Annotated in this window: 18 protein-coding genes; 6 read left to right on the top strand and 12 right to left on the bottom strand. The window is 65.9% G+C overall.

Annotation, left to right across the window (positions count from 1 at the left end):
* Positions 1 to 14: 14 nt before the first annotated feature.
* The 7 genes from ACR42D_RS14445 to ACR42D_RS14475 all read right to left on the bottom strand — a co-directional run bounded on the left by ACR42D_RS14445 (position 15) and on the right by ACR42D_RS14475 (position 8520).
* Positions 15 to 416: a response regulator gene (locus tag ACR42D_RS14445; protein WP_484567492.1), complete on the bottom strand. Its 402-nt coding sequence runs from the start codon at positions 414 to 416 to the stop codon at positions 15 to 17.
* Between the two features lie 18 nt (positions 417 to 434).
* Positions 435 to 3023 (bottom strand): PEP/pyruvate-binding domain-containing protein, encoded by a 2589-nt coding sequence (locus tag ACR42D_RS14450; RefSeq protein ID WP_484567493.1) that lies wholly within the window; start codon positions 3021 to 3023, stop codon positions 435 to 437.
* 16 nt (positions 3024 to 3039) lie between these two features.
* Positions 3040 to 3774: a TIGR02186 family protein gene (locus ACR42D_RS14455; protein ID WP_484567494.1), complete on the bottom strand. Its 735-nt coding sequence runs from the start codon at positions 3772 to 3774 to the stop codon at positions 3040 to 3042.
* A gap of 2 nt (positions 3775 to 3776) precedes the next feature.
* Positions 3777 to 4706 carry a sulfite exporter TauE/SafE family protein gene (locus ACR42D_RS14460; protein ID WP_484567495.1) on the bottom strand — a complete coding sequence of 310 codons (930 nt, stop codon included), beginning with the start codon at positions 4704 to 4706 and terminating at the stop codon, positions 3777 to 3779.
* 106 nt (positions 4707 to 4812) lie between these two features.
* On the bottom strand, positions 4813 to 5244 hold the full coding sequence (locus ACR42D_RS14465; protein WP_484567496.1) for a universal stress protein: 432 nt from the start codon (positions 5242 to 5244) through the stop codon (positions 4813 to 4815).
* 520 nt (positions 5245 to 5764) lie between these two features.
* Positions 5765 to 7123 (bottom strand): sigma-54-dependent transcriptional regulator, encoded by a 1359-nt coding sequence (locus tag ACR42D_RS14470; protein ID WP_484567497.1) that lies wholly within the window; start codon positions 7121 to 7123, stop codon positions 5765 to 5767.
* Positions 7120 to 8520, bottom strand: coding sequence for a sensor histidine kinase (locus ACR42D_RS14475; protein WP_484567498.1), 1401 nt, complete (start codon positions 8518 to 8520; stop codon positions 7120 to 7122). The genes ACR42D_RS14470 and ACR42D_RS14475 overlap by 4 nt, the downstream gene beginning before the upstream one ends.
* 394 nt (positions 8521 to 8914) lie before the next feature.
* On the opposite strand from ACR42D_RS14475, the gene ACR42D_RS14480 reads away from it, so the two are divergent.
* From ACR42D_RS14480 to ACR42D_RS14505, 6 genes are all read left to right on the top strand, one after another.
* Entirely contained in the window at positions 8915 to 9577 is a 663-nt protein-coding gene (locus tag ACR42D_RS14480; RefSeq protein WP_484567499.1) for a 4Fe-4S dicluster domain-containing protein, read from the top strand.
* Between the two features lie 25 nt (positions 9578 to 9602).
* Entirely contained in the window at positions 9603 to 11747 is a 2145-nt protein-coding gene (locus ACR42D_RS14485) for an aldehyde ferredoxin oxidoreductase N-terminal domain-containing protein (RefSeq protein WP_484567500.1), read from the top strand.
* Positions 11748 to 11882: 135 nt separating this feature from the next.
* Positions 11883 to 13280 (top strand): B12-binding domain-containing radical SAM protein, encoded by a 1398-nt coding sequence (locus tag ACR42D_RS14490; RefSeq protein WP_484567501.1) that lies wholly within the window; start codon positions 11883 to 11885, stop codon positions 13278 to 13280.
* Positions 13281 to 13387: 107 nt separating this feature from the next.
* Positions 13388 to 14530, top strand: a complete 1143-nt coding sequence (locus ACR42D_RS14495) for an iron-containing alcohol dehydrogenase (RefSeq protein WP_484567502.1) — start codon at positions 13388 to 13390, stop codon at positions 14528 to 14530.
* Position 14531: 1 nt separating this feature from the next.
* On the top strand, positions 14532 to 15767 hold the full coding sequence (locus tag ACR42D_RS14500; RefSeq protein ID WP_484567503.1) for a two-component system sensor histidine kinase NtrB: 1236 nt from the start codon (positions 14532 to 14534) through the stop codon (positions 15765 to 15767).
* A gap of 7 nt (positions 15768 to 15774) precedes the next feature.
* Positions 15775 to 17121, top strand: coding sequence for a sigma-54-dependent transcriptional regulator (locus ACR42D_RS14505; protein ID WP_484567504.1), 1347 nt, complete (start codon positions 15775 to 15777; stop codon positions 17119 to 17121).
* Positions 17122 to 17135: 14 nt separating this feature from the next.
* Here the strand turns inward: ACR42D_RS14505 and ACR42D_RS14510 are convergent, their stop codons facing one another.
* The 5 genes from ACR42D_RS14510 to ACR42D_RS14530 form a co-directional block, all read right to left on the bottom strand.
* Complete coding sequence (locus ACR42D_RS14510) at positions 17136 to 18452, bottom strand: (Fe-S)-binding protein (protein WP_484567505.1); 1317 nt, start codon at positions 18450 to 18452, stop codon at positions 17136 to 17138.
* Between the two features lie 94 nt (positions 18453 to 18546).
* Complete coding sequence (locus ACR42D_RS14515; RefSeq protein WP_484567506.1) at positions 18547 to 19452, bottom strand: universal stress protein; 906 nt, start codon at positions 19450 to 19452, stop codon at positions 18547 to 18549.
* 24 nt (positions 19453 to 19476) lie between these two features.
* Positions 19477 to 20406 (bottom strand): CoB--CoM heterodisulfide reductase iron-sulfur subunit B family protein, encoded by a 930-nt coding sequence (locus ACR42D_RS14520; RefSeq protein WP_484567507.1) that lies wholly within the window; start codon positions 20404 to 20406, stop codon positions 19477 to 19479.
* Complete coding sequence (locus ACR42D_RS14525) at positions 20403 to 20972, bottom strand: 4Fe-4S dicluster domain-containing protein (RefSeq protein ID WP_484567508.1); 570 nt, start codon at positions 20970 to 20972, stop codon at positions 20403 to 20405. Before ACR42D_RS14525 ends, ACR42D_RS14520 begins: the two co-directional genes overlap by 4 nt.
* Positions 20973 to 21006: 34 nt before the next feature.
* A complete protein-coding gene (locus tag ACR42D_RS14530; protein ID WP_484567509.1) occupies positions 21007 to 24435 on the bottom strand; it encodes a 4Fe-4S binding protein in 3429 nt (1142 codons plus the stop codon).
* Positions 24436 to 24457: the final 22 nt, after the last annotated feature.

The following is a 24457-nucleotide window of genomic DNA, read 5'->3' on the forward strand; positions in this document are numbered from 1 at the left end:
GGTTCATGAAATTCCTATTCCTTCCCTTCTTTGCCGAGGCGGATGTGCTCCTCGGCCTTCCTGATGACCTCCTGGATCTCGCCGAGCTTGAACGGCTTGGCCAGAAAGTCGAACACACCCTTGCGCATGGACTCCTTGGCCGTGTCCATGGTGGCGAACCCGGTGATGACGATGACCTCGGTGCGCGGGGAGAGCTTCTTCACCTCGGCCAGGAACTGCATGCCGTCGATGCCCTCCATCTTCAGGTCGGTGACGACGATGTCGAAGCTCCGCTCGCGGATGCGGGCCATGGCCCGGGCGCTCTCGTAGAAGCTCTCCACCTCGTAGCCCTTCTTTTCCAGGGCGGGCTGGAGCCGCTTGCTGACGATCGGTTCGTCGTCGAGAATGAGAATACTGGTCTTCGATGTGGCGGTCATACTGCCAACCTCCAATAGCTAATTGCCCACCGCCTCTTCGGCGATGTGTTCAAACTCCTGACAATGCTCGAAAATCACGGCGTCGCTGACCATGGAGACGTCCAGCTGGCGGGTGTAGGCCACCAGCAGGCCGAGGATGCGCATGAGCCGGTTCAGGTCGCGGGCCATCCACCCCTTGGCCCGGGCCACCACCAGGTCGTCCTTGACGGTCACGGAAAAATCGAACCCCTTGAGCACCTCGGACAGAAAACGCGCCCGGCGGGAGCGGCGCACCGCTCCGGTCACCCCGCCCGCGAAGCGGAACTGCACGCTGTTGCGCGAGTCGTCCTCGCTCTTGTAGCAATCGATGAGGGTGAAATGGTAACCGAGCTTGAGGCTCAGGTGCAGGTAGCGGTCAGAGACCACGGCCAGGTTCTGGCCCATGCGATTGACCCCGGCCGAGTCTGCTGAGAACGTCCGGGTCATGCTCGACATGAAGCTGGAGAAATCCACGGGCACCGGGTGGGACTGCCAGACCCCCTCCAGGGTCACGCCGTCGATGAAGGCGCGCAGGGTCTGCGAGCGGACCTGCTCAGGCCGGATGGTCCTCCTGCGGCTGGGCGTGTCCTCCCCGGCGCACTCCTCGGCCAGCCCGCCGCCTATGTCCAGGACCACCAGGTCAATGGGCACCGGGAGTTCCAACCGCCCGCCGGGGCAGGCCCCGCCCGCCCGGGCCGTGGTCGGGATCTCGGTCAGGATCTCCACGGCCTTCTCGTGGATGAACCGGGCGATGTCGTGCATGGTCCGGCACCCCTGGGGGGTGAAGTTGTTCTCCTCCGGGTCCACCAGGTAGAGGGGCTCGATGAGCTTGAGCATGCGCCGCAGCAGCCGGTACTCGTAGGTCTCCTCCATGCGGTCGCTCATGAAGTCGTGCATGCGCAGCTCGCGGACCAGACCCTGGTAGACGGTCTTCTGCTCGGCATCCAGGGTGACCACCTCACCCTCCTTGAGGACCAGCGTGGCCCGGCTGGCGTTGAGCAGCGCGGGTACCCGGTACTCGCGGGCGATGGTCGCCATGTGCCCCAGCGGCGAGCCGATGTCCGTGATCACGCCCGAAGCCTTGGGCAGGACCGCCGCGTACTGGGGCGAGGACAGGTGGGCCACCAGGACCGCGCCCACCGGGAAATCCTCCAGGTCGCGTCCTTCCCAGGCCACGAAGACCGGGCCCGAGGCCACGCCCTGCTGGGCCACGTCTCCCTCGCCGCTGAGCAGCACGGGATACTCCTTGAGGATCTCGCTCAGGGCCGGGGACTGCGGGTCGTCGCCCGCCTCCATGCGCAGGGGCCGGGACTGGAGCACGATGAGCGCCCCGGATTGGTCGAAGGCGAACTCCATATCCTGGGGCTTCTTGAAATACTGTTCCAGCCGGATGGCCGTGTCGGCCAGCTGCCGGACCTCTTCGGGCGACAGGCTGGGCGCGTCGCGCAACGGTTCGTCCACCTCCTCGGTGACCACCGACCCCTCTGGGCCGGGACGCAGGGCCGTGGGCTTGTGGGCCACGGTCTGCCGGAGCAGCTTGTGTTCCGGCCCCCGCCCCACCAGGAAGCGGTCCGCCTCCACCTCGCCCGAGACCACCGGGGAGCCGAGCCCCCACGTTGCGGCGATCTCGATGCCGCTCACCCCCTGCCGGACCGGGGACAGGGAGTAGACCACGCCGCTGGACCGGGCCTTGACCATGGCCTGCACGGACACGGCCATGAAGACCTCGTCGGGCTTGAAGTCGTACTCGCGCCGGTACTCCATGGCCGCCGGGGAGTAGGTGGAGGCCAGGACCTTGCGGTAGGCGTCGTGCAGGTCCTCGGGCCGGACGTTGAGAAAACTGTCGTACTGACCGGCAAAGGACAGGTCGCCGTCCTCGCCCCAGGCCGAACTGCGCACGGCCAGGCGCAGGCCGCCCTCGCCCGCGCTGCGGCGCAGGGCCTCCAGCTCGCGGCCCATGGCCCGGCGCACGCGCGGCGGGATGGACCCGGCCAGAATGCGCGAGCGGATCTTGCCCGAGGCCTCCTGCACGGTCATCCCGCCGTCGCGCCAGCCGCCTTCCAGGCGGACGATCTCGTCCTCGATGTCGTTGAGCTCCATGAACAGCCGGTACGCCGAGGTGGTCACCGCGAAACCGGGCGGCACGCTCCCGGCCGAGGCCTTGGCCAGCATGACCAGCCGGGTGGACTTGGCCCCGGCCGCGTCCATGTCCCGCAGGCGGATGTCCGCAAAGGGGATGGCCATGACGTCGGGCAGCACCGGGCGGCGCTCCATCTCGCTCTCCAGCTTGTGCCGGATGTCGCGGAACGCGGCGTACAGGCCGGGATACCGTCCGGGGGCCATGGCGTCGAAGGCGTCGATAAGCTCCCGGACGGTATCCACGATGAACTGCTTGGACGAGCGCAGGTACTGCACGTCGAAGATGTAGTCCCCGCCCAGCTTGTCGTGCATGGAGGCGATGGCCGTGAGGATGCGGTTGTTCAGTTCGAGCACCTGCTGGAACTGCCGGAACAGGGCGGCCAGGGAAACGCGTTCCCTGCGCCGCCTGCGCAGCAGCCTGGTGCGGATATGCTCAAGCAGCCCGAACATGGCCGATCCCCCCGCCCTAGTGGGCGCCTCCGCGTTCCTTGAAGACCAGGCTCATGAACAGTCCGGCCAGGATGGCGATGATCACGGCGGCCACCCCGTAGAGCAGCGAGTGGTCGAAGGCCAGCCTGGACAGGAAGGCGGGCAGGCCGGTCAGCCGGGTGTGCAGCTCCTCGGCGGCCATGTCCGCGATATGGCCGTCCTTCACGGCCAGGACCTCGACCCGGTACACGCCCTGGTGCATGGCCGACGGGATGGACAGCTCGGCCCGGAAGGAACGCTTGCCCTCTCCCTCGCCGGTGTATTGGATAATGCCGTTTTCGACCTCATAGAAGCCGTCCTCTTCCATGAGCTTGATGAACTCGTCATAGATCCAGTCCTCGGTTTCGCCCTTGACCGAGCTGAAGCCGAGGTCCGAGTGCTCCCAGTTGATGTTCGACGCGCCGTCCGTGCCCACCAGGAAGACGTCGGGCACGCCCTTGATCTCCACCTCGCCGAGGTTCATCCACAACAGGCCGAGCGCCTTGCCCTTCTTCTTGAAGGTCTTGTCGCTCGGCTCGCCGAGCAGGCGGATGACCGCCGAGTCGCCCTCGGGCACCGAGCCCGTGACGGTCACTTTGGTGCCGTTGAAGCCGGTGCCGATGGTCACCAGGTTGGGCCGGATGGTCATGCCCACCGGGGCGGCGGCAAAGGCCGGACAGGACAGGGACAGGGCGGCCAGCAGGGCCGCGCAGACGTATGCGATCTTCTTCATGACTAGTGACCTCCGGCCATGGCCAGCAGCACGTCGGGCGTGACCAGCAGGTTGAGCAGCATCTTGACCATGACGGCCAGGACCAGGGTTGCCAGCAGGATTTTGAGCTGTTCGCCCTTGAGCTTGCGGCTGATGCGGGTGCCGAACTGCGCGCCCAGGGTGGAGCCGAGCAGGAGCAGGACCGCCAGGACGAAGTCCACGGTGTGGTTTGTGTAGGACTGCAGGATGGTCACGTTGATGCAGGTGAACAGGATCTGGAACAGGCTGGTGCCGACGACCACGTGCATGGGCATGCGCAGCAGATAGACCATGATCGGGACCATGATGAATCCGCCGCCAACGCCCATGATGGCCGCGAGCACGCCCACCAGGACGCCGAGCACCAGAGGCATGAGCATGGACAGGCGCACCCCGGACTTGACGAAGTCGGTCTGGAACGGAAGCGCCTCCATCATGGCCGCGTAACGCGATTTCCTGACCGGCTTGGCCGGCGCGTCGGCCTCGGGCGCCTTCTTGCGCAGGCTCTGGACCGACTCGATGAACATGTAGGCCCCCACGCCGCCGAGCATGAGCACGTAGGTGATGTTGATCAGAAAGTCCGCGTTGCCCATGGCCCGCAGGACCTTGATCACCTGGACGCCGCCGAAGCCGCCGAGCACGCCGCCGATGAGCAGCAAAAAGCCCATCTTGAAGTCCACGTTGCCCAGCCGGTAGTGGGCCAGGCAGCCCGAGGTGGACGCGCCCACGATCTGGTTCGAGTCGGAGGCCGCGGCCACGGTCGGCGGAATGCCGAACATGATCAGCAGCGGCGTCATCAAGAAGCCGCCCCCGACACCGAAGATGCCGGAGAGCAGGCCGACGAACCCTCCCAGGGCGAATACCAGGAACACGTTGACGCTGTTCCCGGCGATGGGAAGATACATATGAAACATCGATACTCCTCCACTAGGTTGAATTCCATGTTCAGGCCCAAGCCCGCGACCGGGCTGGACCCGAGCCGACCTGCGCCGTCCGCCTCGCCCCCTTCGGGAGGCGGACTCACCTGCGCTTGCCGTGCGCGGACACCTTCTGCACCACCTCCACCTCGCAGCGGGTGGTGGTGTTCACCGCGTCGATCACCTTCATCAGTTTCAAGTAGAGTGATTGGCGGCCGGACGGAGGGGCGCCGATGAAGAGCTTGGTCACACTGTTCTCGCGGATGAACTTGGGGATCTCCTCCTCCATCCGGCCCCGGACCACGTAATAGTCGAGGCGGGCTCCTTCGGATCGGCCTTCGGCCAGGATCGACTCCAGCCGCTTCTCGGGCGAGCCGATCCACTCCTCGTCGTCCCCGGTCCCGCCATCGAACTCCTCGTCCACCACCAGGAGGATGGAGACGTTCACGGCCATGCGCCGGGTCAGCCCCATGGCGTAATAGGCCAGCCACAGGCTCGATTCCGATTTGTCCACAACGATCAAAACATTCTTCATTTTTTCCTTCCGTCGACCACCCAAGAGCAAGGCCGGTGCCAAGGAAGGATCAGAGAGGAGTCAATCAACTTGTTAATATATAAGGAGTTTTGTTTTCGAGAATGGCTGTCGGAAGCGATTTATCCCTGTTTTATGTTTCAAAATGAAAAACAATACACTTGTGCCACTGACCCCCTGCCGGATCGGGAACGGCAAAGCGAATAACCACTCAACTCACTATAATAATAGATATTTCTTAAAAATAGGTCATGGAAACGGACTGTATGGCCACAAGACATGGTTGTTTCATTCTGAAAAACCAGGGCCGGATATTAGCGATTCGGACCACTTTTGCGGCAAAACGTGTTTCAAAATGAACAGGCAGGAGAAAACGGTTCTGAACGCGGAAACGATAATCCGCATTTTTTCTTGAAGGCGGGCTAAAAAAAAGGGCGTCCGGAAAGCGCCGGGGGTTGGCGGGAAGACGATCGGTATTGCCGAAAAAGCCCGTGGGGCGAGGGCTCACGGGGACGAGCGGCGGCTATTCCTCGTCCGTGTCCAGGCCGAACTTCTTGAGCCGCCGCCAGAGGGTGGTCCGGGGGATGCCCAGTATGGAGCTGGCCAGTCCCTTGTTGTTGCCCGTGGCCTCGAGCACATGGAGGATGTGCCGTTTCTCGACCTCGTCCAGGGGGAGCAGTCCCGGGGTGCCGAGGTTGCTGAAGGTCAGGTTGAGCAGGTCGGGCGGCAGCTCGCGCAGGCCGATGACTGCGCCGTCGGCCAGGGCCACGGCGCGCTGGACGATGTTCTCCAGCTCGCGGACGTTGCCCGGGTAGTTGTACTGGGTCAGGACCTCCATGGCCTGGGGCGAGATGGACGCCACCTCCTTGCCGAACCGGGCGTTGAAGGTCTTGAGGAAGTGCTCGGCCAGCAGCGGGATGTCCTCGCGCCGCTCGGCCAGGGTGGGCAGGTAGATGCGGACCACGTTGAGGCGGTAGAAGAGGTCCTCGCGGAACTGCCCGGCGGCCATGGCCTCCTGCAGGTCGCGGTTGGTGGCCGCGATGATCCGGATGTCCAGGTCGATGGGCTGGGTGCCGCCCACGCGCAGGATGCGCCGGTCCTGGATGACGTGGAGCAGCTTGACCTGCATGTTCAGGGGCATCTCGCCGATCTCGTCCAAAAAGACCGTGCCGCCGTTGGCCGATTCGAGCAGCCCGATCTTGGTGGCCGTGGCCCCGGTGAAGGCCCCCTTCTCGTGGCCGAACAGTTCGCTGGAGATGAGCTCCTCGGTGAACCCGCCGCAGTTGAAGGACACGAAGGTCCGGTTCTTGCGCGGCGAGAGGTCGTGGATCGCCTTGGCCGCCCGCTCCTTGCCCGTGCCGGTGTCGGCCTGGAGCAGGACCGTGCAGTTGACCGGCGCGACCTTGCGGATCATGGCGAAGACGTCGAGCATGACCTGGCTGGCCCCGAGAAAGTCCTTGAGCGGCGGGACGTCATCCAGGGCCGCTTTCAACCGCCGGTTCTCCTCGCGCAATTCGAGTTTCTCCAGCGCCTCGCGGGCCACGGCGCGGATTTCCTGGAGCCGGAACGGCTTGACGATGTAGTTGGCCGCGCCCTTGGCCGTGGCCTCCACGGCCGAGGCGATGGACCCGTGCCCGGTGATGATCACGGCCTCCACGTTCTCGAACCCGGTCTTGACCGCCTCGAGAATCTCGATGCCGTCCATGTCCGGCAGCTTGAGGTCGATGAAGGCGAGCTGGAAGGGGTCCTCGGCCATGCGCGCCAGAAAATTGTGCCCCAGCCCGAAGGTCTCCACCTCGAAGCCGAGCTTGGTCAGCGCCCTGCCGACCATTTTGGCCGCCTGGGCCTCGTCGTCGATGACCGCCGCGCGGAACAGGGTCATGCCGCTTCTCCTTCGGCCAGGACCGGCAGGCAGACCGTGAAGGTCGTGCCCTCGCCCTCCCGGCTCCGCACGTCGATGGCCCCGCCGTGCTTCTTGAGGATGCCGTAGATGATGGACAGTCCGAGCCCGGTGCCCTTGCCCACCGGCTTGGTGGTGAAGAAGGGATCGAAGATGCGGCTCTGGGTGTCCTTGTCCATGCCGCAGCCGGTGTCGGACACGTCCACGCAGACGTGCTCGCCGTCGGTCCGGGCCGCCACGGTCAGGATGCCGCCCCGTTCCATGGCCTGGTCCGCGTTGAGAAAGAGGTTGATGAAGACCTGCTGGAGATAGTGCATGTCGCCGTGGATGTCGGGCAGGCCGTCGGGCAGGCTGGTCTCCACCCTGATGCCGTTGAGGGAGAGCTGGTTGCCGACCAGCTTGAGGGTCTGGCGGATGACGTTGTTCATGCTCAACCGGGCCAGGGGGCGCTCCTCCTGGCGGGAAAAGTCGAGCAGGTTGCGGACCACCTCGGAGGCCCGGCCGGTCTCGTTGATGATGTCGCCGAGCAGCTCGCGGACCTCCTCCTCGGGCAACTCCTCAAGCTCCTCCAGCAGGGTGTCGGCGGTCAGGGAGACGTTGTTCAGCGGATTGTTCAACTCGTGGGCGATGCCCGAGGTCAGGGTGCCGATGGAGACCAGCTTGCGGGCCTCGACCAGCTGCTCCTGGCGCTCGTCCAGCTGGGCGGCCATGGACCGGAAGGCCGAGCGCATCATCACCGACACCGGGTCCTCGCTGGTCAGGTGCTGGATGGCCTCGTAGTCGCCCTTGGCCACGCCGTCGGCGGCCCGCTGCACGTAGTTGAGCCGCCCGAGCATCTTGCGCGCCTGCCAGACATAGACCGCGGTGATCAGCACCAGGATCAGAGAGCTGACCGCAAGGGGCATGAACAGGATGCGGTTCAGGGCGTCGTGGATGGTCTGCTTCTTCTTCACGAGCAGGGCCTGGGCCGTCTCCACCAGCCGGGTGCCGTGCTGCCGGGTTTCGTCGGCCACGGACTTGTCGCCGTTGGCCAGGGAGTGCAGCAGCGTGCGGTAGGCGGCGATGTCCTCAAGCACGCCGTCATAGGTCCCCCGGCCCAGGATCTCGACGATCTGGGGCTCGAGCAGGACCACGGTGTGCTCGGCGCGGTCCAGGTAGACCAGGGCCTCGGACAGGCTGCCCGGCTCGGGATAGAACATGAAGTTCTTCTCGTAGCGCCGGGTCTCCAGGATGTCGGAGACCACGTCGTGGAACTCGTCCATGATGATCAGCCGCTCGCGGAAGGCCACGATGTTCCACCAGTACATGCCCATGGTCAGGAGCATGAACAGGACAAAGGCGAGGACCACCAGAAAAACCTTGATCTTCAACGAGTGCATACGGGCTCCGAAGTTTGCTGCGGCGGGCCCGGCGACGCGTCCCCCCGATCGGACGGGGAGGCGCCGGGCGCAGACCGTACCTTCGCCCCAAACCGGGGTAAAAATCAACTTCCGTCCCGATACCCCGTGAAAATCCGGGTCATTGCGACCCGGTTTTTTTTTGCGTTTGGGTCATTAGGCCTCGGAATGGCGGGCCTCGGCGCAGCCCGGAAACAGCGTTTTACCCGACACGTAAAATTTCATGCATTTTTTACAAGCAATCGGTTTTGCACAGCTAGTATTATGCCCAAATCATGCACGAAATGGCTCTGCGGAACCCTGTCTGGAAACGCTGGTCCCGGAATTGCTCACAAAGGGGCATGCGGTTCAATGCGAAAACCAACAGGAGGCTTCTGTGAACACCATCAAGGCAACGGACCATACATCGGTTGAAGAGACGGCCGCCGATAGCGTGGCGGTCAAGAAGGAAACGACACCGTCCAAGGGCGGGGGCATATCGCGGCGCAAAATGCTCGGTTTCCTGGGCATCCAGGTCGTGGCCGGAACCCTGGCCACCGCGGCCATCGCCGCCCCGAAGAACTTCAACCCCAAGCACTACAACCGGGGGATCACCCCCGACCAGCTGCCCGCCACCCGGGCCTGGCTGGTCACCGATCCGACCACCTGCGTGGGCTGCCGGACCTGCGAGATCGTCTGTTCGCTGGCCCACGACGACATATGCCGACCGGCGCTCTCCCGGATACATACCACCTATGATCCCCAGCACCGGCTGATCAAGCTGGCGGTCATGCCCGATGTCTGCCGCCAGTGCAACATGGCCGACTGCTACCTGGCCTGCGAGTACGACGCCCTGGTCCTCGACCCCAAGACCGGGGCGCGGATCATCGACCCGGCCAAGTGCGAAGGGTGCGGCGAATGCTTCGCGGCCTGCCCCTACGACATGATCGTGGAGAACGAGGAGAAGAGCGTCTTCTCCAAGTGCGACCTCTGCGGCGGCGACCCCATGTGCGTCAAGTACTGCCCGGCGGACGCGCTGAAGTTCATCGAGCTCGGTTAATCAGACAATGCAAGGAGATAGCACTATGTACGGATGGGCTGGAAAGATATTGCGAATCAACCTGGACGACGGCTCCGTCACCACGGAGGACACGTCCAAGTACGTGGAATACACCGGCGGCATCGGCTTCGGCTACAAGGTCATCTTCGACGAGGCCCCCATGGCCGGGCCCTTTGACCCCGAAAACCGGATCGTCTTCGCCGTGGGCCCGCTGACGGGCTCCCTGGCGCCCTCCTCCGGACGCTCCGAGGTCATCTCGATCTCGCCCCACGTCTACGCCCCCAAGTCCAAGAAGCCCCTGGTGACCCGTAGCGGCTTCGGCGGATACTGGGGCGCGGAATTGAAGTTCGCCGGGTATGACGCCCTCGTGGTCCGGGGAAAGGCCAAGAAGCCCGTGTTCATCAACGTGGTCAACGACGAGGTGACCATCGAGGACGCGAGCGCCATGTGGGGCAAGGACACCTTCGAGACCCAGGACATGATCAAGGCCAGGACGGGCGACGAAAAGACCCAGATCGCGGTCATCGGCCCCTCGGGCGAAAACCTGGTGCGCATCTCGCCGATCATCCACCGCATCGGCAACGCGGCGGGCCAGGGCGGCTTCGGCGCGGTCATGGGGTCCAAGAACCTCAAGGCCATCGCCATCCGGGGCACCAAGGGCGTGCGAGTGGCGGACAAGAAGAACCTGATCAAGTACGTCAAGAGCGTGCGCGAATTCCAGCCCGGCCCCCTGGGCTCCACCCCGCTGTCCCACGGCCCGCTCAGCTGGACCGAGAAGCACGTGGATCCCAAGGACATCAACAAGCAGGCCCTGCGCTTCGACCAGACCGAGAGCTGCGCGCCGTGGCTGAACAAGTACCACGTCAAGTCGCAGTCCTGCTACTCCTGCCCCCAGGGGTGCTACTCGTACATGAACGTGGACGGCATGGGCGGCGGCGCGGTCAGCTGTACCCAGTGGTTCTACTCCTGGCTGGGCAACCGCGACAAGACCACCTTCCTGGCCAACCAGCTGGCCAACAAGCTCGGCGTGGACACCTTCGAGATGTTCCCCATGGTCCAGTTCGTCTGGTTCCTGCAGGACGAGAAGGTGGACGGCAAGTCGCTGCTCGACCACATGTACGACAAGAAGCTCGTCAGCGCCGAGATCAAGAAGGAGCTGGAGAACGGCCACTACACCCCCGACGGCGTCCTCGGTTCCGGCGGGCTGGAAACGCTGATGAACATCATCACCTACCGCACCGGCTACCTGGGCGACACCCTGGCCGAGGGCTTCTGCCGGGCAATGTACAATATCGCCGCCAAATTCGAGTCCCTCGGCATGAGCGAGGTGGCCCGGCGCGTCACGCGCTTCGAGGACATGGAAGGCATCATGGGCGGCGTCGTGGGCGGCAACGGCGGCTGGGGCATGTCGGCCCACTACGACCCGCGCACCTTCGGCTACTACTGGGCGGTCAACTTCGCGGTGGAGAACCGCGACCCCAACCGCCACTCCATGACCAACCTGGTGGAATGGACCGGCCTGACCTTCGAGCAGGCCATGCCCGTGGCCATCAACCTCTGGGGCAGGGACATCGCCGAAAACGCGCTCAACGACCTGCACCGGGAGCGCGACGTCTCACTGACCTGGAACGGCGACAAATCGGCCAAGGCCAACGCCTACCTGGGCCAGTTCATCCACTACCGGGGCTGCGTCAAGGACAGCCTCACGGTCTGCGACTGGGTCTTCCCGATCATGACCAGCGGCCGCAAGGACCGCGACTACTCCGGCGACATCTCGGTGGAGTACAAGCTCTTCGAGCTGGTCACCGGCCAGAAGATGACCCAGAAGACCCTGGACGACAAGGCCGCCCGGATATGGGTCCTGCACCGGCTGCTGACCGCCATGGAATGGGGCGGAGGCCGCAGGGTCAACCTGCGCGAGGAGCACGACCAGCTGCCCGAGCACTTCTTCGCGGCCGAGGAATCGCGGCTGCTGCCGCCCTTCCCGCCCGCCGAGCCCCCGCATCCCCCGCTGGTCCGCGAGAACTTCGAGGCCGTCAAGGACGAGTACTACAAGCTCATGGAATGGGACGGGACGACCGGCCTGCCCACACGCCGCCTGATGAAGCGGCTGGGCATGGACAAGGAACTCGCCCGGTTCGAGAAGGAGGCCTTCGCCCTGCCGGCGTAACGCCGCAACCGTTCCTGGTTCACCTCCGTGACAGGGGCGTCCGACACCCCCGGCTCCCCCCACCGTCCTTCCCGGGGGAGCCGGGGCATACCCCGTTAAAAACCGTTCGCGCGCAACACGACAAGGAGAAGATGGATGAAGGTACTGCTGCTGACCCCGCCCGCGCCCCGGCTGCGCAACCCGGCCACAGCCGAGGAGGACCTGCTCCCGCCCAGGACCTGGGTGCCGCTGGGCATCGCCTACCTGACCAGCGCCCTGCGCAAAAACGGCGTGGAGACCGCGTTCGCCGACCTGCACGAACACTCCTGGCCGCGCGTCGCCGCCCTGCTGCGGCGCGAGCGCCCGGACGTGGTCGGCATCAGCTGCTTCACCCTGGGCCGGACCAACGCCCTGCGCCTGGCCACCGAAGCGCGGCAGGCCCTGCCCGAGGCGCGCATCGTCATGGGCGGGCCGCACGCCACCTTCTTCCCGGAGCACATGCTGGACAACCCGGCCGTGGACGTGGTCGTCCTGGGCGAGGGCGAGGAGACCATCGTCGAACTGGCGGCCCGCTTCGAGGAGGGCGGCGGACTCGCGGACATCCCCGGCCTGGCCCTGCGCTCGGCGGACGGCGTGTTCCGCACCCCGCCGAGGGAACGGTCCACGGACCTCGACCACCTCGCCTTCCCGGCCTACGACGCCTTCGACCTCGCGCGCTACAAGTCCCCTGAGATTCCGGAGCAGTACCGCGCCCTGACCGGCACCCACCTGCTCAGTTCGCGCGGCTGCCCCTTCCACTGCGGCTTCTGTTCCGTAAACCGGTTCTTCGAGGGCCGCTGGGCCAGACGCTCGCCGCGAAACGTGGCCGACGAAATCGAGCACCTCATCGAGGACAGGCACGTCCGCCACCTGTACTTCTCCGACGACCTGTTCACCCTGGACCGGCAGCGCGTCCTGGATCTGTGCCGCGAGATCATCGTGCGCAAGCTGCACTTCGTGTGGATGGCCGAGACCCGCGTGGACCTGGTGGACGAGGAGCTGCTGGGCTGGATGTACAGGGCCGGGTGCTACCGCATCTACTACGGGGTGGAGTCCGGCAGCCCGCGCGTGCTCAAGGCCGCGGGCAAGGGGTTCACCGTGGAGCAGGTCCGCCGGGCCTTCGTCATGACCCACGAGGCGGGCATGGAGCCGTGCTGCTTCCTCATGGTCGGCAACCCCGGCGAGAACCCGGAGACCATCGGCGAGACCGTGGAGCTCATCCACGCGATCCGCCCGGCGACCATGCCCATCCTGGGCATCAACACCCTGCTCCCAGCGTCAAGCCAGTACGACCGGGCCAAGGAGGTCGGGTTGATCAGCGACGACTACTGGCTCGGGACGGACCCGCCGCCGCCCTACACCCTGGAGCACGACGTGGACGACCTGATCTACCTGCAGATGCTCCTGACCCGGGGCATCGCCCCGGAGCTCTTCGAGCAGATGCGCGCCATGGGCTTCGACGAAAAATACTTTCTCATGCGCCGCATGGCCAAAGGGTTGATGGACCGCGTCTGACGACGGACGGGATATCGCGGCAACATGCCTGGGAGAATGAAAATATCACGGCAAGCGCCTTGATAGGAGATGGGCTAGGCGATATAACCGTACCAAAGGATAACACCGTGGACATATTCAAGTTCGCCATACCGGAAGTGATTTTCGGCAGGGGAAGCCTGCAGTACGCCAGCATCTGCGCCAAACGCCTGGGCGCGTCCAAGATCTTCGTGGTCTCGGACGCTGGCGTGGAGGAGGCGGGCTGGGTGGACGCCCTGCTCGACATCCTGCGCCAGGAAAATCTCGATTTCGTCTATTTCAACGACGTGGTCCCCAACCCGCGCGATTTCCAGATCCACAACGGCGCGGACCTGTACCGCCGGGAAGAGGCCGACGTGGTCATGGCCCTGGGCGGGGGCAGTCCCATGGACGCGGCCAAGGGCATCGCCCTGATTGTCAGCAACGGGGGCGTCATCGCCGACTACGAGGGTGCCAACCTGGTGCGCAACCCCCTGCCGCCCATGGTCTTCATCCCCACCACCATGGGCAGCGAATCGAACATCTCCCAGTTCACGGTGATCACGGACGTGGACCGGCGGGTCAAAATGACCGTCATCAGCCGGACCCTGGTGCCGAACATCTCCATCACCGACCCGCTCCTGCTCCAGACCCTGAACCGCGAGCAGATCATCCCGCCGCTGTTCGACTCCCTGGCCCACGCCGTGGAGTCCTACGTCTCGCCCATCGCCAACACCTTCACCGAGTCGCTGAGCCTCAAGGGGCTGGACCTGCTCATGAAGCACATCCGCCCGGCCCTGGACCGGCGCGGGCTGGACGACCTCGAACAATTGGCCATCGCCGGGACCTCGTCCGGCATGGCCTTCACCAACGCCAGCGTGGGGCTCGGGCACGCCCTGGCCCACGCCCTGGGCGGCATGCACGACGTGGTCCACGGCGTGGCCCACTCCCTGCTCCTGCCCAGCGTCATGCGCTACAACCTTCCGGTCTGCGAGGCCAAGATGGCCCGGATGGGCGAAGTCATCACCGGCAAACGCCTCAAAACCGACGAGGCCACGGCCCTGGCGGGCATCGAGGCCCTGGAGAGGCTGCGCGAGGAGATCGGCATCCCCTGCCGCCTGCGGGAGATCCTGCCGGAGCGGACCATGCTGCCCCAGGCGAGCCACAACGCGGTCAAGGACATCTGCCTGCTGACCAACCCGAGGCCGGCGGACTGGAAGGATATCCTGAACATCTACTACGAGATGTGGTGACATGACCAAAGAGAACGGCAGCGGCGGACCCGCCGGGAGCGCGAGCCTCAACGACATCATCGGCATCGAGTCCATCAAGCTCGGGTTCTTCAAAGAGGTCCAGAAGACCATCAACGAGCTCAAGGCCTCCAACAGCGAGCTCGAGCGCAAGCGGCGCGACGTCCAGGACATCCTCAACGGGATTCCCGACGTGGTGGCCGTGGTCTCGCCGGACTACCTCGTGCTCTCGGTCAACAGCGCCTTTTCCCAGACCTACGGCGACCGCGACCCCATCGGCCGGCCCTGCTACGAGGTCTTCAAGGGCGGCCAGCGGCCGTGCTCGCCCTGTCCCCTGGTCATGGCCCGCGAGGAGGGCCGCAAGGTCTGCCGCCAGTTGCAGATCATGAACGTGGACGGCGAGAACCGGCAGATCGAGTGCTCGGCCGCGCTCATGCCGGGCACCGGGGACACGCCGGGCAAGGTTCTGCTCCTGCACCGCGACGTGACCGTGGAGAAACAGTACCAGGCCAAGTATTTCCAGGCCGAGCGCATGGCCACCGTGGGCGTGCTGGCCGAGGGCGTGGCCCATGAGATCAACAACCCCCTGACCTCCATCTCGGGGTTTGCCGAGGCCCTGTCCGGGCACCTGGGCCGCCTGGCGGCCTGCCTCAAGGACGACGAGTCGTGCGGGGACCTGCTCGGGACCTTCGAGGAGTACCTGGACATCGTCCTCCAGGAGTGCCGCCGCTGCTCGGATATCGTCCAGAACCTGCTCAGCTTCGGCCACCGCGACCTGCGCGCCATGGCCATCGTCAACATCAACAACATCATCCTCAACTGCCTGAAGCTGCTCCATCCCCGGCTGTCCACCCTGCCCTCCGGGATCATCCGGCTTTCCCTGTCCGAGGACGAGCCGTGCGTCATGGGCCACCCCGGCGAGCTGATGCAGGTGGCCCTGAATCTGATCCTCAACGCCCTGTACGAGGTACAGGACATCGGGACCATCGACATCTCCACCCGCGTGGCCGGGAGCATGGTCCTGCTGCGGGTCTCGGACTCGGGCAGGGGCATCGCCCCGGAGAACATCGACAAACTCTTCGAGCCGTTCTTCACCACCAAGCCCGCCGGCCAGGGCATCGGCATCGGCCTGTCCACCTGCTACAACATCATCATGAAGCACGGCGGCGATATCACCGCCTCGAGCGAGCCCGGCGAGGGCGCGGTCTTCGAGGTCATCCTGCCCCTGCTCGAGGAGTAGTGACGCCATGGCGAATCCCGAGACGAACCGTGTCCTGGTGGTGGACGACGAGCCCTTCATTCGCAAGCTGGCCGAACGCGAGCTGGCCCGGCCCGGCCGGGAGGTGACCACTGCGGCCACGGCGGCCCAGGCCATGCGCATGGTCAAGCGGGGCGGCTTCGACGTCATCCTGCTGGACGTCCGCCTGCCCGACGGCAACGGCAACCGGCTCCTGGAGCACTTCCGGGAGACCCTGCCCGACGTCGAGGTGATCATGATCACCGGCTACTCCGAGGTGGCCAGCGCGGTGGAGGCCATGAAGGCCGGGGCCTACGACTACGTGACCAAGCCCTTTTCCCTGGACCGCATCAACCTGCTCATCGACCGGGCCTACCAGCGCCGGATCATGCAGCGGGAACTGCGCAGGCTGCGCATGAACAAGGGCGGCAAGCCCAGGCAGCAGCTCATCGGGACCTCGGCCGCCATGCGCCGGATCGGCTTCCTGATAGACAAGGTCGCACCCACGGACGCGCCGGTGCTGATCACCGGAGAGAGCGGCGTGGGCAAGAACGTGGTGGTCAACGTCCTGCACGGCCGCAGCTCCCGGGCGGACATGCCGCTCATCGTCAAGAACTGCGGCGCGTTCAACAAGGAACTGTTGCGCAGCGAACTGTTCGGCTACTGCAAGGGCGCGTTCACCGGGGCCGAGACCTCCCAGGAGGGCGTCCTGGCCCAGGCGGACAAGGGTACCCTGTTCTTCGACGAGGTGGGCGAACTGCCGCTCGAGGTCCAGGCCAGCCTGCTGCGCGTCTTCGAATCCCAGCGGTACCGGCGGGTGGGCGACCGCGAGGAGCGCGGCGTGGACGTGCGCTTCCTGTTCGCCACCAACCGCGACCTGGCCGGGGAGGTGGAGGCGGGCCGCTTCCACGAGGCGCTGTACCACCGCCTGAACGTCTTCAGCATAGATATCCCGCCGTTGCGGGAGCGCAAGGAGGACATCCCCCTGCTCGTGGCGCACTTCCTGGAGAACCTCTACCCGGACCGTCCGCCCTACCGCTTGTCCAAGCGGGCCGGGCAGAGCATGATCGCCTACGACTGGCCGGGCAACGTCCGCGAACTGCGCAACGTCATCGAGCGCGGCATCATCCTGGCCGAGAACGACCTGATCACCACCAAGTGCCTGCCCTCGGACATCGCCCGCTCCCTGGAGGAGTGTGAGAACTGCGCCCCGCTGCCCACCCTGGAGCAGCAGGAGAAGCGCTACATCCTGCGGGTCATGGAGCACGTGAACCAGAACCGCACCCAGGCCGCGCGCATCCTCGGCATCGGGCGCAAGACCCTGTACCGCAAGCTGCTCGCCTTCGAGGAGAGCTAGGCCCGGCGGCCGGGTCAGTACTCCCCGGCCGACAGGTCCACGCCGAACGTCTTCCACTGGGCATCGGCCAGGGCAGTGGCCTTTTCGACCAGCTCCGTCTCCCACGGCTCCAGGACCAGTGTCTCGGCCACCAACTGCCAGATGTACTTCACCTCATACTGGTAATCCTTGTAGTACTTGGGCAGCCGCTTCATGATCTGGTCGCGGCAGTTGGAGCAGCCGACCACGACCACGTCGGCCCCGGTGCGCTTGATCTGCTCGAACTTGTGCCGCCCGTGCCAGGCGGACTGGTCGTCGAACGGGGCTGGCCACATGCCGCCGCCCGCGCCGCAGCAGTAGTTCAGTCCCCGGTTTGGGGTCATGTCCACGAAGTCGTCCACGCATTGGGAGATGATCCAGCGCGGCTCATCAAAGTACCCCTTGCCGAAGTGGCGCTGGAGCTCCCGGCCGTGCTTACAGGAGTCGTGCCAGGTGAACCGCTTGCCCGCGTTGACCGACTTGTCGAGCCGGATGCGCCCCTCGCGGATGATCCCGACCAGGTAGTCATAGAGGTAGGTGAAGCCGACCTCGTTGTTCGGGTCCTCGAGCACGCAGGCCTCCATGCCCTTGCGGCAGCCGTAGGACCCGCCGCCGCAGTCGGGCATGATCATGCGCTCGATGTTGTACTTGTGCATGTAGTCGATCTTGCGTTTGGCCAGAAACTTGTTGGCCGCGTAGTTGCCGGTGAACAGGGCCCAGTCCACGGCCTCCCACCCCTCCGACGGCACGGTCCAGTCCTCGCGGGCCGCGTAGAATATCCTCCACCACCAGAACTGGTCCTCGAAGTCGCCGTAGACCTCCTTGGAGTTGGGGAAGAAGAGGATCTTCGCGTCCTGCTTGTCCACGGGAACGTAGAAGCCAGGACACTCCTCAGCCAGTTCGTTGCCCAGGTCGGCCATGCCCTCCAGGTATTCCCCGCGGGCGATGGCCAGGTTGTTGCCCGTGTCCACGTTGTTCTGCATGCCCTTGTGCAGGGAGCCCGGCACCCTTTCCCTGTCGCGCAGGGACTTCATGTGGGCCATGACCGCCGGGATGTCGATGTTCACGGGGCAGGAATAGGCGCACCGCCCGCAGCCGGTGCAGACCCACGGGAAATCGGACTCGACCACCTCGTCGACCATGCCGTAGGCGAGCATGCGCATGACCTTGCGGATGTCCCACTCCTCCATGCCCGGGGTGGTGGTCACCGGGCACCCGTTGGAGCAGGTACCGCAGGCCAGGCACCCGCTGAAATCGAATTTGTTCAGGAACTCCCTGACTTCCGCGTCCAAGGGCTTGGGCATAACCGTCATGGCTCACTCCTTTCGCATCGCCCGGCGCACGGACGCGCCCGGGCGTTCCGGGGACGGCCGCCCGCCCCCGGAACCGGTTTGGTTCAACGCCGGATCAGGCCAGGGCCTCGGCCTGGACCACCTGGCCGCCCTGGTCGTACATCAGGCCGCAGCGCAGGTCGAAGTGCCGGTTGACGCTCATGGTCGGGCACGGCGCGTTCAGGGCCACCTGGGTCACGGTGGAGCCCAGAAACGCCTTTTCCGGGTCGCGCTCCTTGGAGTGGTGGGCCATGATCAGCAGATCCGCCTCGCCCTGGCGGGCCGTGCGCAGGATCTCCAAGGCCGGTTCGCCCATCTCGGCCTTGAACGAGCACTCCGGGATACCGTCCAGCCGCTTGCCGTAGGTGTCCTCCAACCGGGACAGGCACTGGCCGCGCCCCTCGCCGCCGGGCTCGCTGACGTGCATGACCACCAGATTGGCCTTGTACTGGCGGGCCATCTGCCCGCCGTAGGACACGGCGCATTCGGCCTGGTCCGAGAAGTCCGTGGCCACCACGATGTTGGTGAACAGCGGCTCCTTGCAGGCCACGTCCTTGTGCACGATCATGACCGGGCAGCGGGCGCGCTGGCTGACGCGCTCGAGCGTGCTGCCCGCCATGCCCCACATCTTGGAGCGCCGCTCCTCGTACTCCTGGGTGTGCGGGCCCATGACGATGAGGTCCGTGTTCTTGGACCGGGCCAGACGCAGCAGCTCGTTGTGCGGGATGCCCGGCACGACCACGATCTGCGCGCCCGGCACATCGCCCAGGTATTCGTTGTACATCTCGCGTATCTTCTCGCCGATCTGGTCGGTCTCGCCCGAGGGCGCGAGGTGCTCGATGGAGCCCCAGCCCTGCTCCATGCCGGCCACGTGGACCAGATAGAGCTTGGACTCGAACTTGGCGGCGAACTCGGCCGCCGCCCGAACCGCACAGGCATCGATGCCGGTGGGCGTGACGCCCACGATGATGTCCTTGAACATGACTACCTCCCTCTCCTTTCCGGTTTATCCGTTCAAACCCGCTGTTTCCTCGTCTTCGGCGGGCGCGGGCTCGGCCCACGCCCTGATTGCAATGTCCCGCCTGACCGCCGGGGTCATGGTCAGGTTGGCGGCCAGTTGCACGTCCTTCTCGGACAGCCCCATGGCCAACCCCATCAGCTGAGTCAGGTAGAGCACGGGCACGCTCTGCCCGCCCGCCTTGCGCGCCCTGGCCTGGTACGCCTCCAGGTTCATCTGGCACAGCGGGCAGACCGTGACGATGGCGTCGGCCCCGGCCGCGTCGCTCAAGATGTCGGCCACGGACCGGATGGCCACTTCGGCATGGCCCATCATCAGCGAGGCCCCGCAGCACCGGTTGCCCATGTCCCATTGGTGGACCTCGCCGCCCATGGCTTCGATGAACGGCTCCATGGAGACCGGCCTGCCCGGCTCGTCGAAGACCGGATAGGGCCGCAGAATCTGGCAACCGTAGTACGGCGCGATCCTCATGCCCTGGAGCCCGTCGCTGATCTTCTGTTCCACGATCTTCGCGCCCACGTCGTTCTTGAGCACGTCGAGCAGATGGCGCACCCGGACCTCGCCCCGGTAGTGCAGGCCGGACGCGGCCAGAACCTCGTTGACCCGGCCGTGCAGACGCCGATCGCCGAGCACCTCGCGGTTGACCTTGAGCAGATTGAGGTAGCAGGCCGAGCACGGCGCGAGCACGTCGGTGAGGCCCTGGTCGGCCATCTCCCGTTCCACGATTGCCAGGTTGCGCGCGGGCAGGGCGTAGTTCATCAGTTTGCTGACCGGTTCGGCCGCGCTCGCCCCGCAGCAGGTCCAGTCCGGAATCTCGACCAGCTCGCAGCCAAGCCGCTCCACGACCAGCCGGGTGGACACGTCGAACTCGCGGGCGCTCTCGGTCAGCGAACAGCCGGGATAGTACGCGTACTTCATGACAATCCCTCCATTTCACGGGCCTTGGCGAACAGGGGCCTGAGCACCCCGCCCCGCCCCCTGCCCGGCATGCGCACCTTGCCCTTGCCGAGCATGCGCACGCCCAGCGGGACGTAGGAGAGCGGCAGCATGGGGTCGCGGGCCTTGATGAAGTACCGCTGCATCATGCTCGTCTCCTGGACCCGGCCGTGGGCCTCCACGTCGTCCATAAAGGCGGCGTAGAAAGCCCGGTTCTTCCGCGCGCCCTTACTCCCCTCTATCCCGGCCAGCCGCTTCAGGCCGGCCATGGCCGAGGTCAGCTTCAGGCCGCGCGGGCAGCGCAGCGTGCACATGTAGCAGGCCGAGCACATCCAGAATGTCCTGCTCGCCAGTATCTCGTCGAGCATGCCGAACTGGACCATCCGCCACATGGCCCTGGGGGTGATGTCCATGGCGTGCCGGTTGGGGCACGACGCCGTGCAGGTGCCGCACTGCATGCACGCGCCCACGGCCTCCCGCAGTTCCTTGAGCACCATCCGGTCGGCCTCCGGGGCCGGGCTCCACGTTTCCCTGACTGCTTGGTTCATGATCCGTCACTCCTTGGCAATGTGTTGCCCGGCCCTAGGCCGGTTCCTCCAGGGCCGCGTCGATGACCGACAGCATCGGCCCGTCGTGGAACCCCTTGAGCACGGTGGCGCTGTTGGGGCAGACCGCCGCGCACGCCCCGCACCCCTGGCAGAGGATCTCGTCCACGATAATCCGCTCCTCGGCCATGTCCACGCTTCTGGCCCCATACGGGCAGGCGCTGACGCAGGCCTGGCACAGGGAGCACAGGGAGTCGCGCACCGTGGCCACCACGGTCTCGCGGGCGATCTTCTCGGCGTTGAGGATGCGCAGGGCCCGCTGGGCCGCCGCCTTGGCCGAGGCCACGGTCTCGCGCATGCGCCGGGGCCCCAGGGCGATGCCGCACAGGTAGATGCCCTGCTTGAGGAAATCCACGGGCCGCCACTTGAAGTCCGCCTCCCGGTAGAAGCCGTCCTGGTCGATCTCCACGTCGAAGACCTCGAGCAGGTCCTCCACGTCGTTGGGCTCGATGCCGCTGGCCAGGGACAGGATGTCCGGGCGCAACTCGATCTGTTCGCGCAGAATGGGATCGAAGCCCCGGACAACAGGCCTGCCGTCCTCGAAGGTCACCTGGGGCGAAGTCAGGTCGTCGTAGCGGATGAAGACCGCCCCGGCCTTGCGCGCCCTGGTGTAGTATGTCTCCAGGAACCCCTGGGTCATGATGTCCCGGTAGAAGACGTAGATGGGCAGGTCCGGATTGCGCTCCTTGAGGGCGAGCACGTTCTTGAGCATCTCCGGGCAGCAGACCTTGCTGCAATAGGTCCGGTCCTGGCCGTCGTTGCGCCAGCACTGGATCATGACCACGGAGGACAGCGCCTTGGCGTCGAGCTGGCCGGTGGCCAACTGCTCCTCCAGGGCCAGGTGGGTCATGACCGGCTTGTGCACGCACAGCCCGGACTCGTAGACCTTGGCCTCGTGCCCGCCCGTGGCCAGGATGGTCACCCCGTGCTCCAGGGGGAAAACCCCCTGCGGGCTGGCGATGGCCGAGCGGAAGTGCCCGGCGTGGCCCCTTGAGAGAACCACCCGCGCCTCCTTGAAGACCTTGATGTTCGGGTGCTTCTCGACCTGGGCGATGAGCTCCTCCATGTAGGCGCGCGGGTCCGAGCCGTCCAGCTGGGTGTGCAGCCGCATGGCCGTGCCGCCGAGATTCTCCTCGGCCTCCACCAGGCAGACCCCGTACCCCTGGTCCGCGATGGACATGGCCGCGACCATGCCCGCCAACCCGCCGCCGACCACCAGGGCCGAGCGGACCACGTCCACGGTCACTGCCGGGCCGGACGGGTCCACGCCCTGCAAGCGGGCCACGGCCGTGGCCAGGGAGGAGTAGATCTCGCGCTCGATGCGCTTGTCCCCGTTGCCGCCCACGGTGGCGGTGTAGACGTCGACCACGTCCATGAGCGCGGGGTTCAGGCCGATGGTCCGGCCCAGTTCCTTGAGCTTCGGGATGTAGGCGTACGGCATGCACGCCCCGATGAGCACGCGGTTGGGCTTGTACTCCATGGCCGCAGCCTCGATGTCCTTCCACCCCTGCGGCGTGCAGGCGCTGCGCACGCGCATGACCTCGCAGACCGAGTGGACACGCTGCATGCGCTCGGCCAGCGCGTCCAGGTCCACGGCCTGTTCCAGGGTCGGGCAGGAGGTGCAGATGGTCACCAGGGTCCGCGCCGGGTCCCTGGACACGTCCGGGTATTCGGGCTCGGGCTCGGACTCGATGCCCGCCAGGACGTCGTAGGCCTTGATGATCCTCGACGCGGCCTGGGCCGCCGCCCCGGCGTGGATGACCGACTCGGAGATGTCGCGCGGCTCGCCGCAGGCCCCGGCCGCGAACACGCCCACCCGGCTGGTCCTCTCGGGCCGGTACGGCAGGGTGTCCACAAAGCCCCACTCGTTGAGGTCCACGCCCATGGTCAGGGCGAACTTGTCCATGCCCTTGGGCGGCCGCGCCCCGGCGGCCAGGACGACCATGTCGTATTCCTCGGCGACCAGTTCGCCCGAGTCGGTCAGGTACTCCAGCCGCAGCCCCCTGCCGTCGTCGGTCGGCTGGATGGAGTGCGGCCGGCTGCGCACGAAGCGCACGCCGTATTCCTTTTCCGCATTGGTCCGGTAGCGCTGGTACTCCTTGCCCGAGGTGCGCATGTCCATGTAGAAGATGGAGGTCTCCGCCTCCCCGCCCGTGGCCCGCTTGGCCAGCAGCGCCTCCTTGATGGAGAACATGCAGCACACCCCGGAACAGAAGTCCGCGTTCTTCTGCGCGTCGCGCGAGCCCACGCACTGGATCCAGGCGATGCGCCTGACCGGTTCGCCGTCGGGCCGCCGCAGATCGCCGCCCGTGGGCCCGGTGCCCGAGAGCAGCCGCTCGAACTCCACGGCGGTGAGCACGCCGGGATGATGGTAGTTCCAGATGTCCGCCCCGCCCTCGGGGTCCATGTCCGGGGAGTAGCAGTCGAAGCCCCCGGCCAGGACCACGGCCCCGACCTCGAGCTTGTCCGTGCGATCGGACAGAATGCGCACGTAGAGCTTGTCCAGCCAAGGCACGAAGGCCTTGCCCGCAAGCGGCTTGACCAGATATTCGCGCGCCCCCTGCATGACCAGGTCCCCGGCCTGCTCTTCGCCGCCCGCGTCGGCCAGGACCACCACGGGCAGGTCGGGCCGCAGTTCGCGGCTTCGAGTCAGGACCCGCTCGGCGTCCATGTCGTCCAGGTCCATGCCCACCAGCAGCAGACCCACGGGGGCGTCCGAGGCGAGCATGTCCACGGCCTCGCGGCCGGATTCGGTGAAGTGCAGCGGGAAGTTCTGCTCCTCGAGCTCCTTCTCCATCATGGCCCGCACCTCGGGGTCGCGGTCGGCCACCAGGATGTGGAACTCCTTGCGCTCCTCGAACTTGAAGTCGATGGCCCCGGTGGGGCACGCCTCGAAGCACTTCCAGCAGCGCTGGCAGCTGTCCAGGTCGAGCACGTAGTGGTTGGGGATGGCGTGGGGCACGGGCAGGTGGACCGCCGTGCGCTCGGTCAGCCCGGCGTTGAACTCGCTGGGCACGCGCACCGGGCAGACCTCGGCGCACCGGCCGCAGCTGATGCACTTGGCCGGGTCGATGAGCGTGGACTTGCGCTTGAGCGAGACCAGGAACTTGCCGGGCTCGCCCTCCATCTCCTCCACCTCGGTGGACAGCATGAGGTCGATGTTGTCGTGGAACAGCCCCTTGCGCAGGCAGAACTGGCTGGAGGAGTCGCGCGACATCAGCGGAAGCATGCGGCACATGCCGCAGTGGTCCGTGGGGAACTGGTGGTCCAGCTGGCTGAGGATGCCGCCGTGGCTGGGCCTGCGGTCGATGAGCGCCACCTTGTGCCCGGTGACGGCCAGGTCCAGGGCCGCGCGGATGCCGCCGATGCCCGCTCCGACCACCAATGCGCCGTATTGCTTTCTCATGTCTTTCCTCCCCTATGTCGGG

The organism is Pseudodesulfovibrio sp. lm2024, assembly GCF_051175575.1.
In the GTDB taxonomy this organism is placed as follows: domain Bacteria; phylum Desulfobacterota; class Desulfovibrionia; order Desulfovibrionales; family Desulfovibrionaceae; genus Pseudodesulfovibrio; species Pseudodesulfovibrio caledoniensis.

Coding starts and splice junctions, on each gene's coding strand:
- ACR42D_RS14505 (WP_484567504.1), top strand. CDS start 15,775: ATGGCGAATCCCGAGACGAACCGTGTCCTGGTGGTGGACGACGAGCCC.
- ACR42D_RS14500 (WP_484567503.1), top strand. CDS start 14,532: ATGACCAAAGAGAACGGCAGCGGCGGACCCGCCGGGAGCGCGAGCCTC.
- ACR42D_RS14455 (WP_484567494.1), bottom strand. CDS start 3,774: ATGAAGAAGATCGCATACGTCTGCGCGGCCCTGCTGGCCGCCCTGTCC.
- ACR42D_RS14515 (WP_484567506.1), bottom strand. CDS start 19,452: ATGTTCAAGGACATCATCGTGGGCGTCACGCCCACCGGCATCGATGCC.
- ACR42D_RS14485 (WP_484567500.1), top strand. CDS start 9,603: ATGTACGGATGGGCTGGAAAGATATTGCGAATCAACCTGGACGACGGC.
- ACR42D_RS14520 (WP_484567507.1), bottom strand. CDS start 20,406: ATGAAGTACGCGTACTATCCCGGCTGTTCGCTGACCGAGAGCGCCCGC.
- ACR42D_RS14475 (WP_484567498.1), bottom strand. CDS start 8,520: ATGCACTCGTTGAAGATCAAGGTTTTTCTGGTGGTCCTCGCCTTTGTC.
- ACR42D_RS14450 (WP_484567493.1), bottom strand. CDS start 3,023: ATGTTCGGGCTGCTTGAGCATATCCGCACCAGGCTGCTGCGCAGGCGG.
- ACR42D_RS14470 (WP_484567497.1), bottom strand. CDS start 7,123: ATGACCCTGTTCCGCGCGGCGGTCATCGACGACGAGGCCCAGGCGGCC.
- ACR42D_RS14525 (WP_484567508.1), bottom strand. CDS start 20,972: ATGAACCAAGCAGTCAGGGAAACGTGGAGCCCGGCCCCGGAGGCCGAC.
- ACR42D_RS14490 (WP_484567501.1), top strand. CDS start 11,883: ATGAAGGTACTGCTGCTGACCCCGCCCGCGCCCCGGCTGCGCAACCCG.
- ACR42D_RS14460 (WP_484567495.1), bottom strand. CDS start 4,706: ATGTTTCATATGTATCTTCCCATCGCCGGGAACAGCGTCAACGTGTTC.
- ACR42D_RS14530 (WP_484567509.1), bottom strand. CDS start 24,435: ATGAGAAAGCAATACGGCGCATTGGTGGTCGGAGCGGGCATCGGCGGC.
- ACR42D_RS14510 (WP_484567505.1), bottom strand. CDS start 18,452: ATGACGGTTATGCCCAAGCCCTTGGACGCGGAAGTCAGGGAGTTCCTG.
- ACR42D_RS14445 (WP_484567492.1), bottom strand. CDS start 416: ATGACCGCCACATCGAAGACCAGTATTCTCATTCTCGACGACGAACCG.
- ACR42D_RS14465 (WP_484567496.1), bottom strand. CDS start 5,244: ATGAAGAATGTTTTGATCGTTGTGGACAAATCGGAATCGAGCCTGTGG.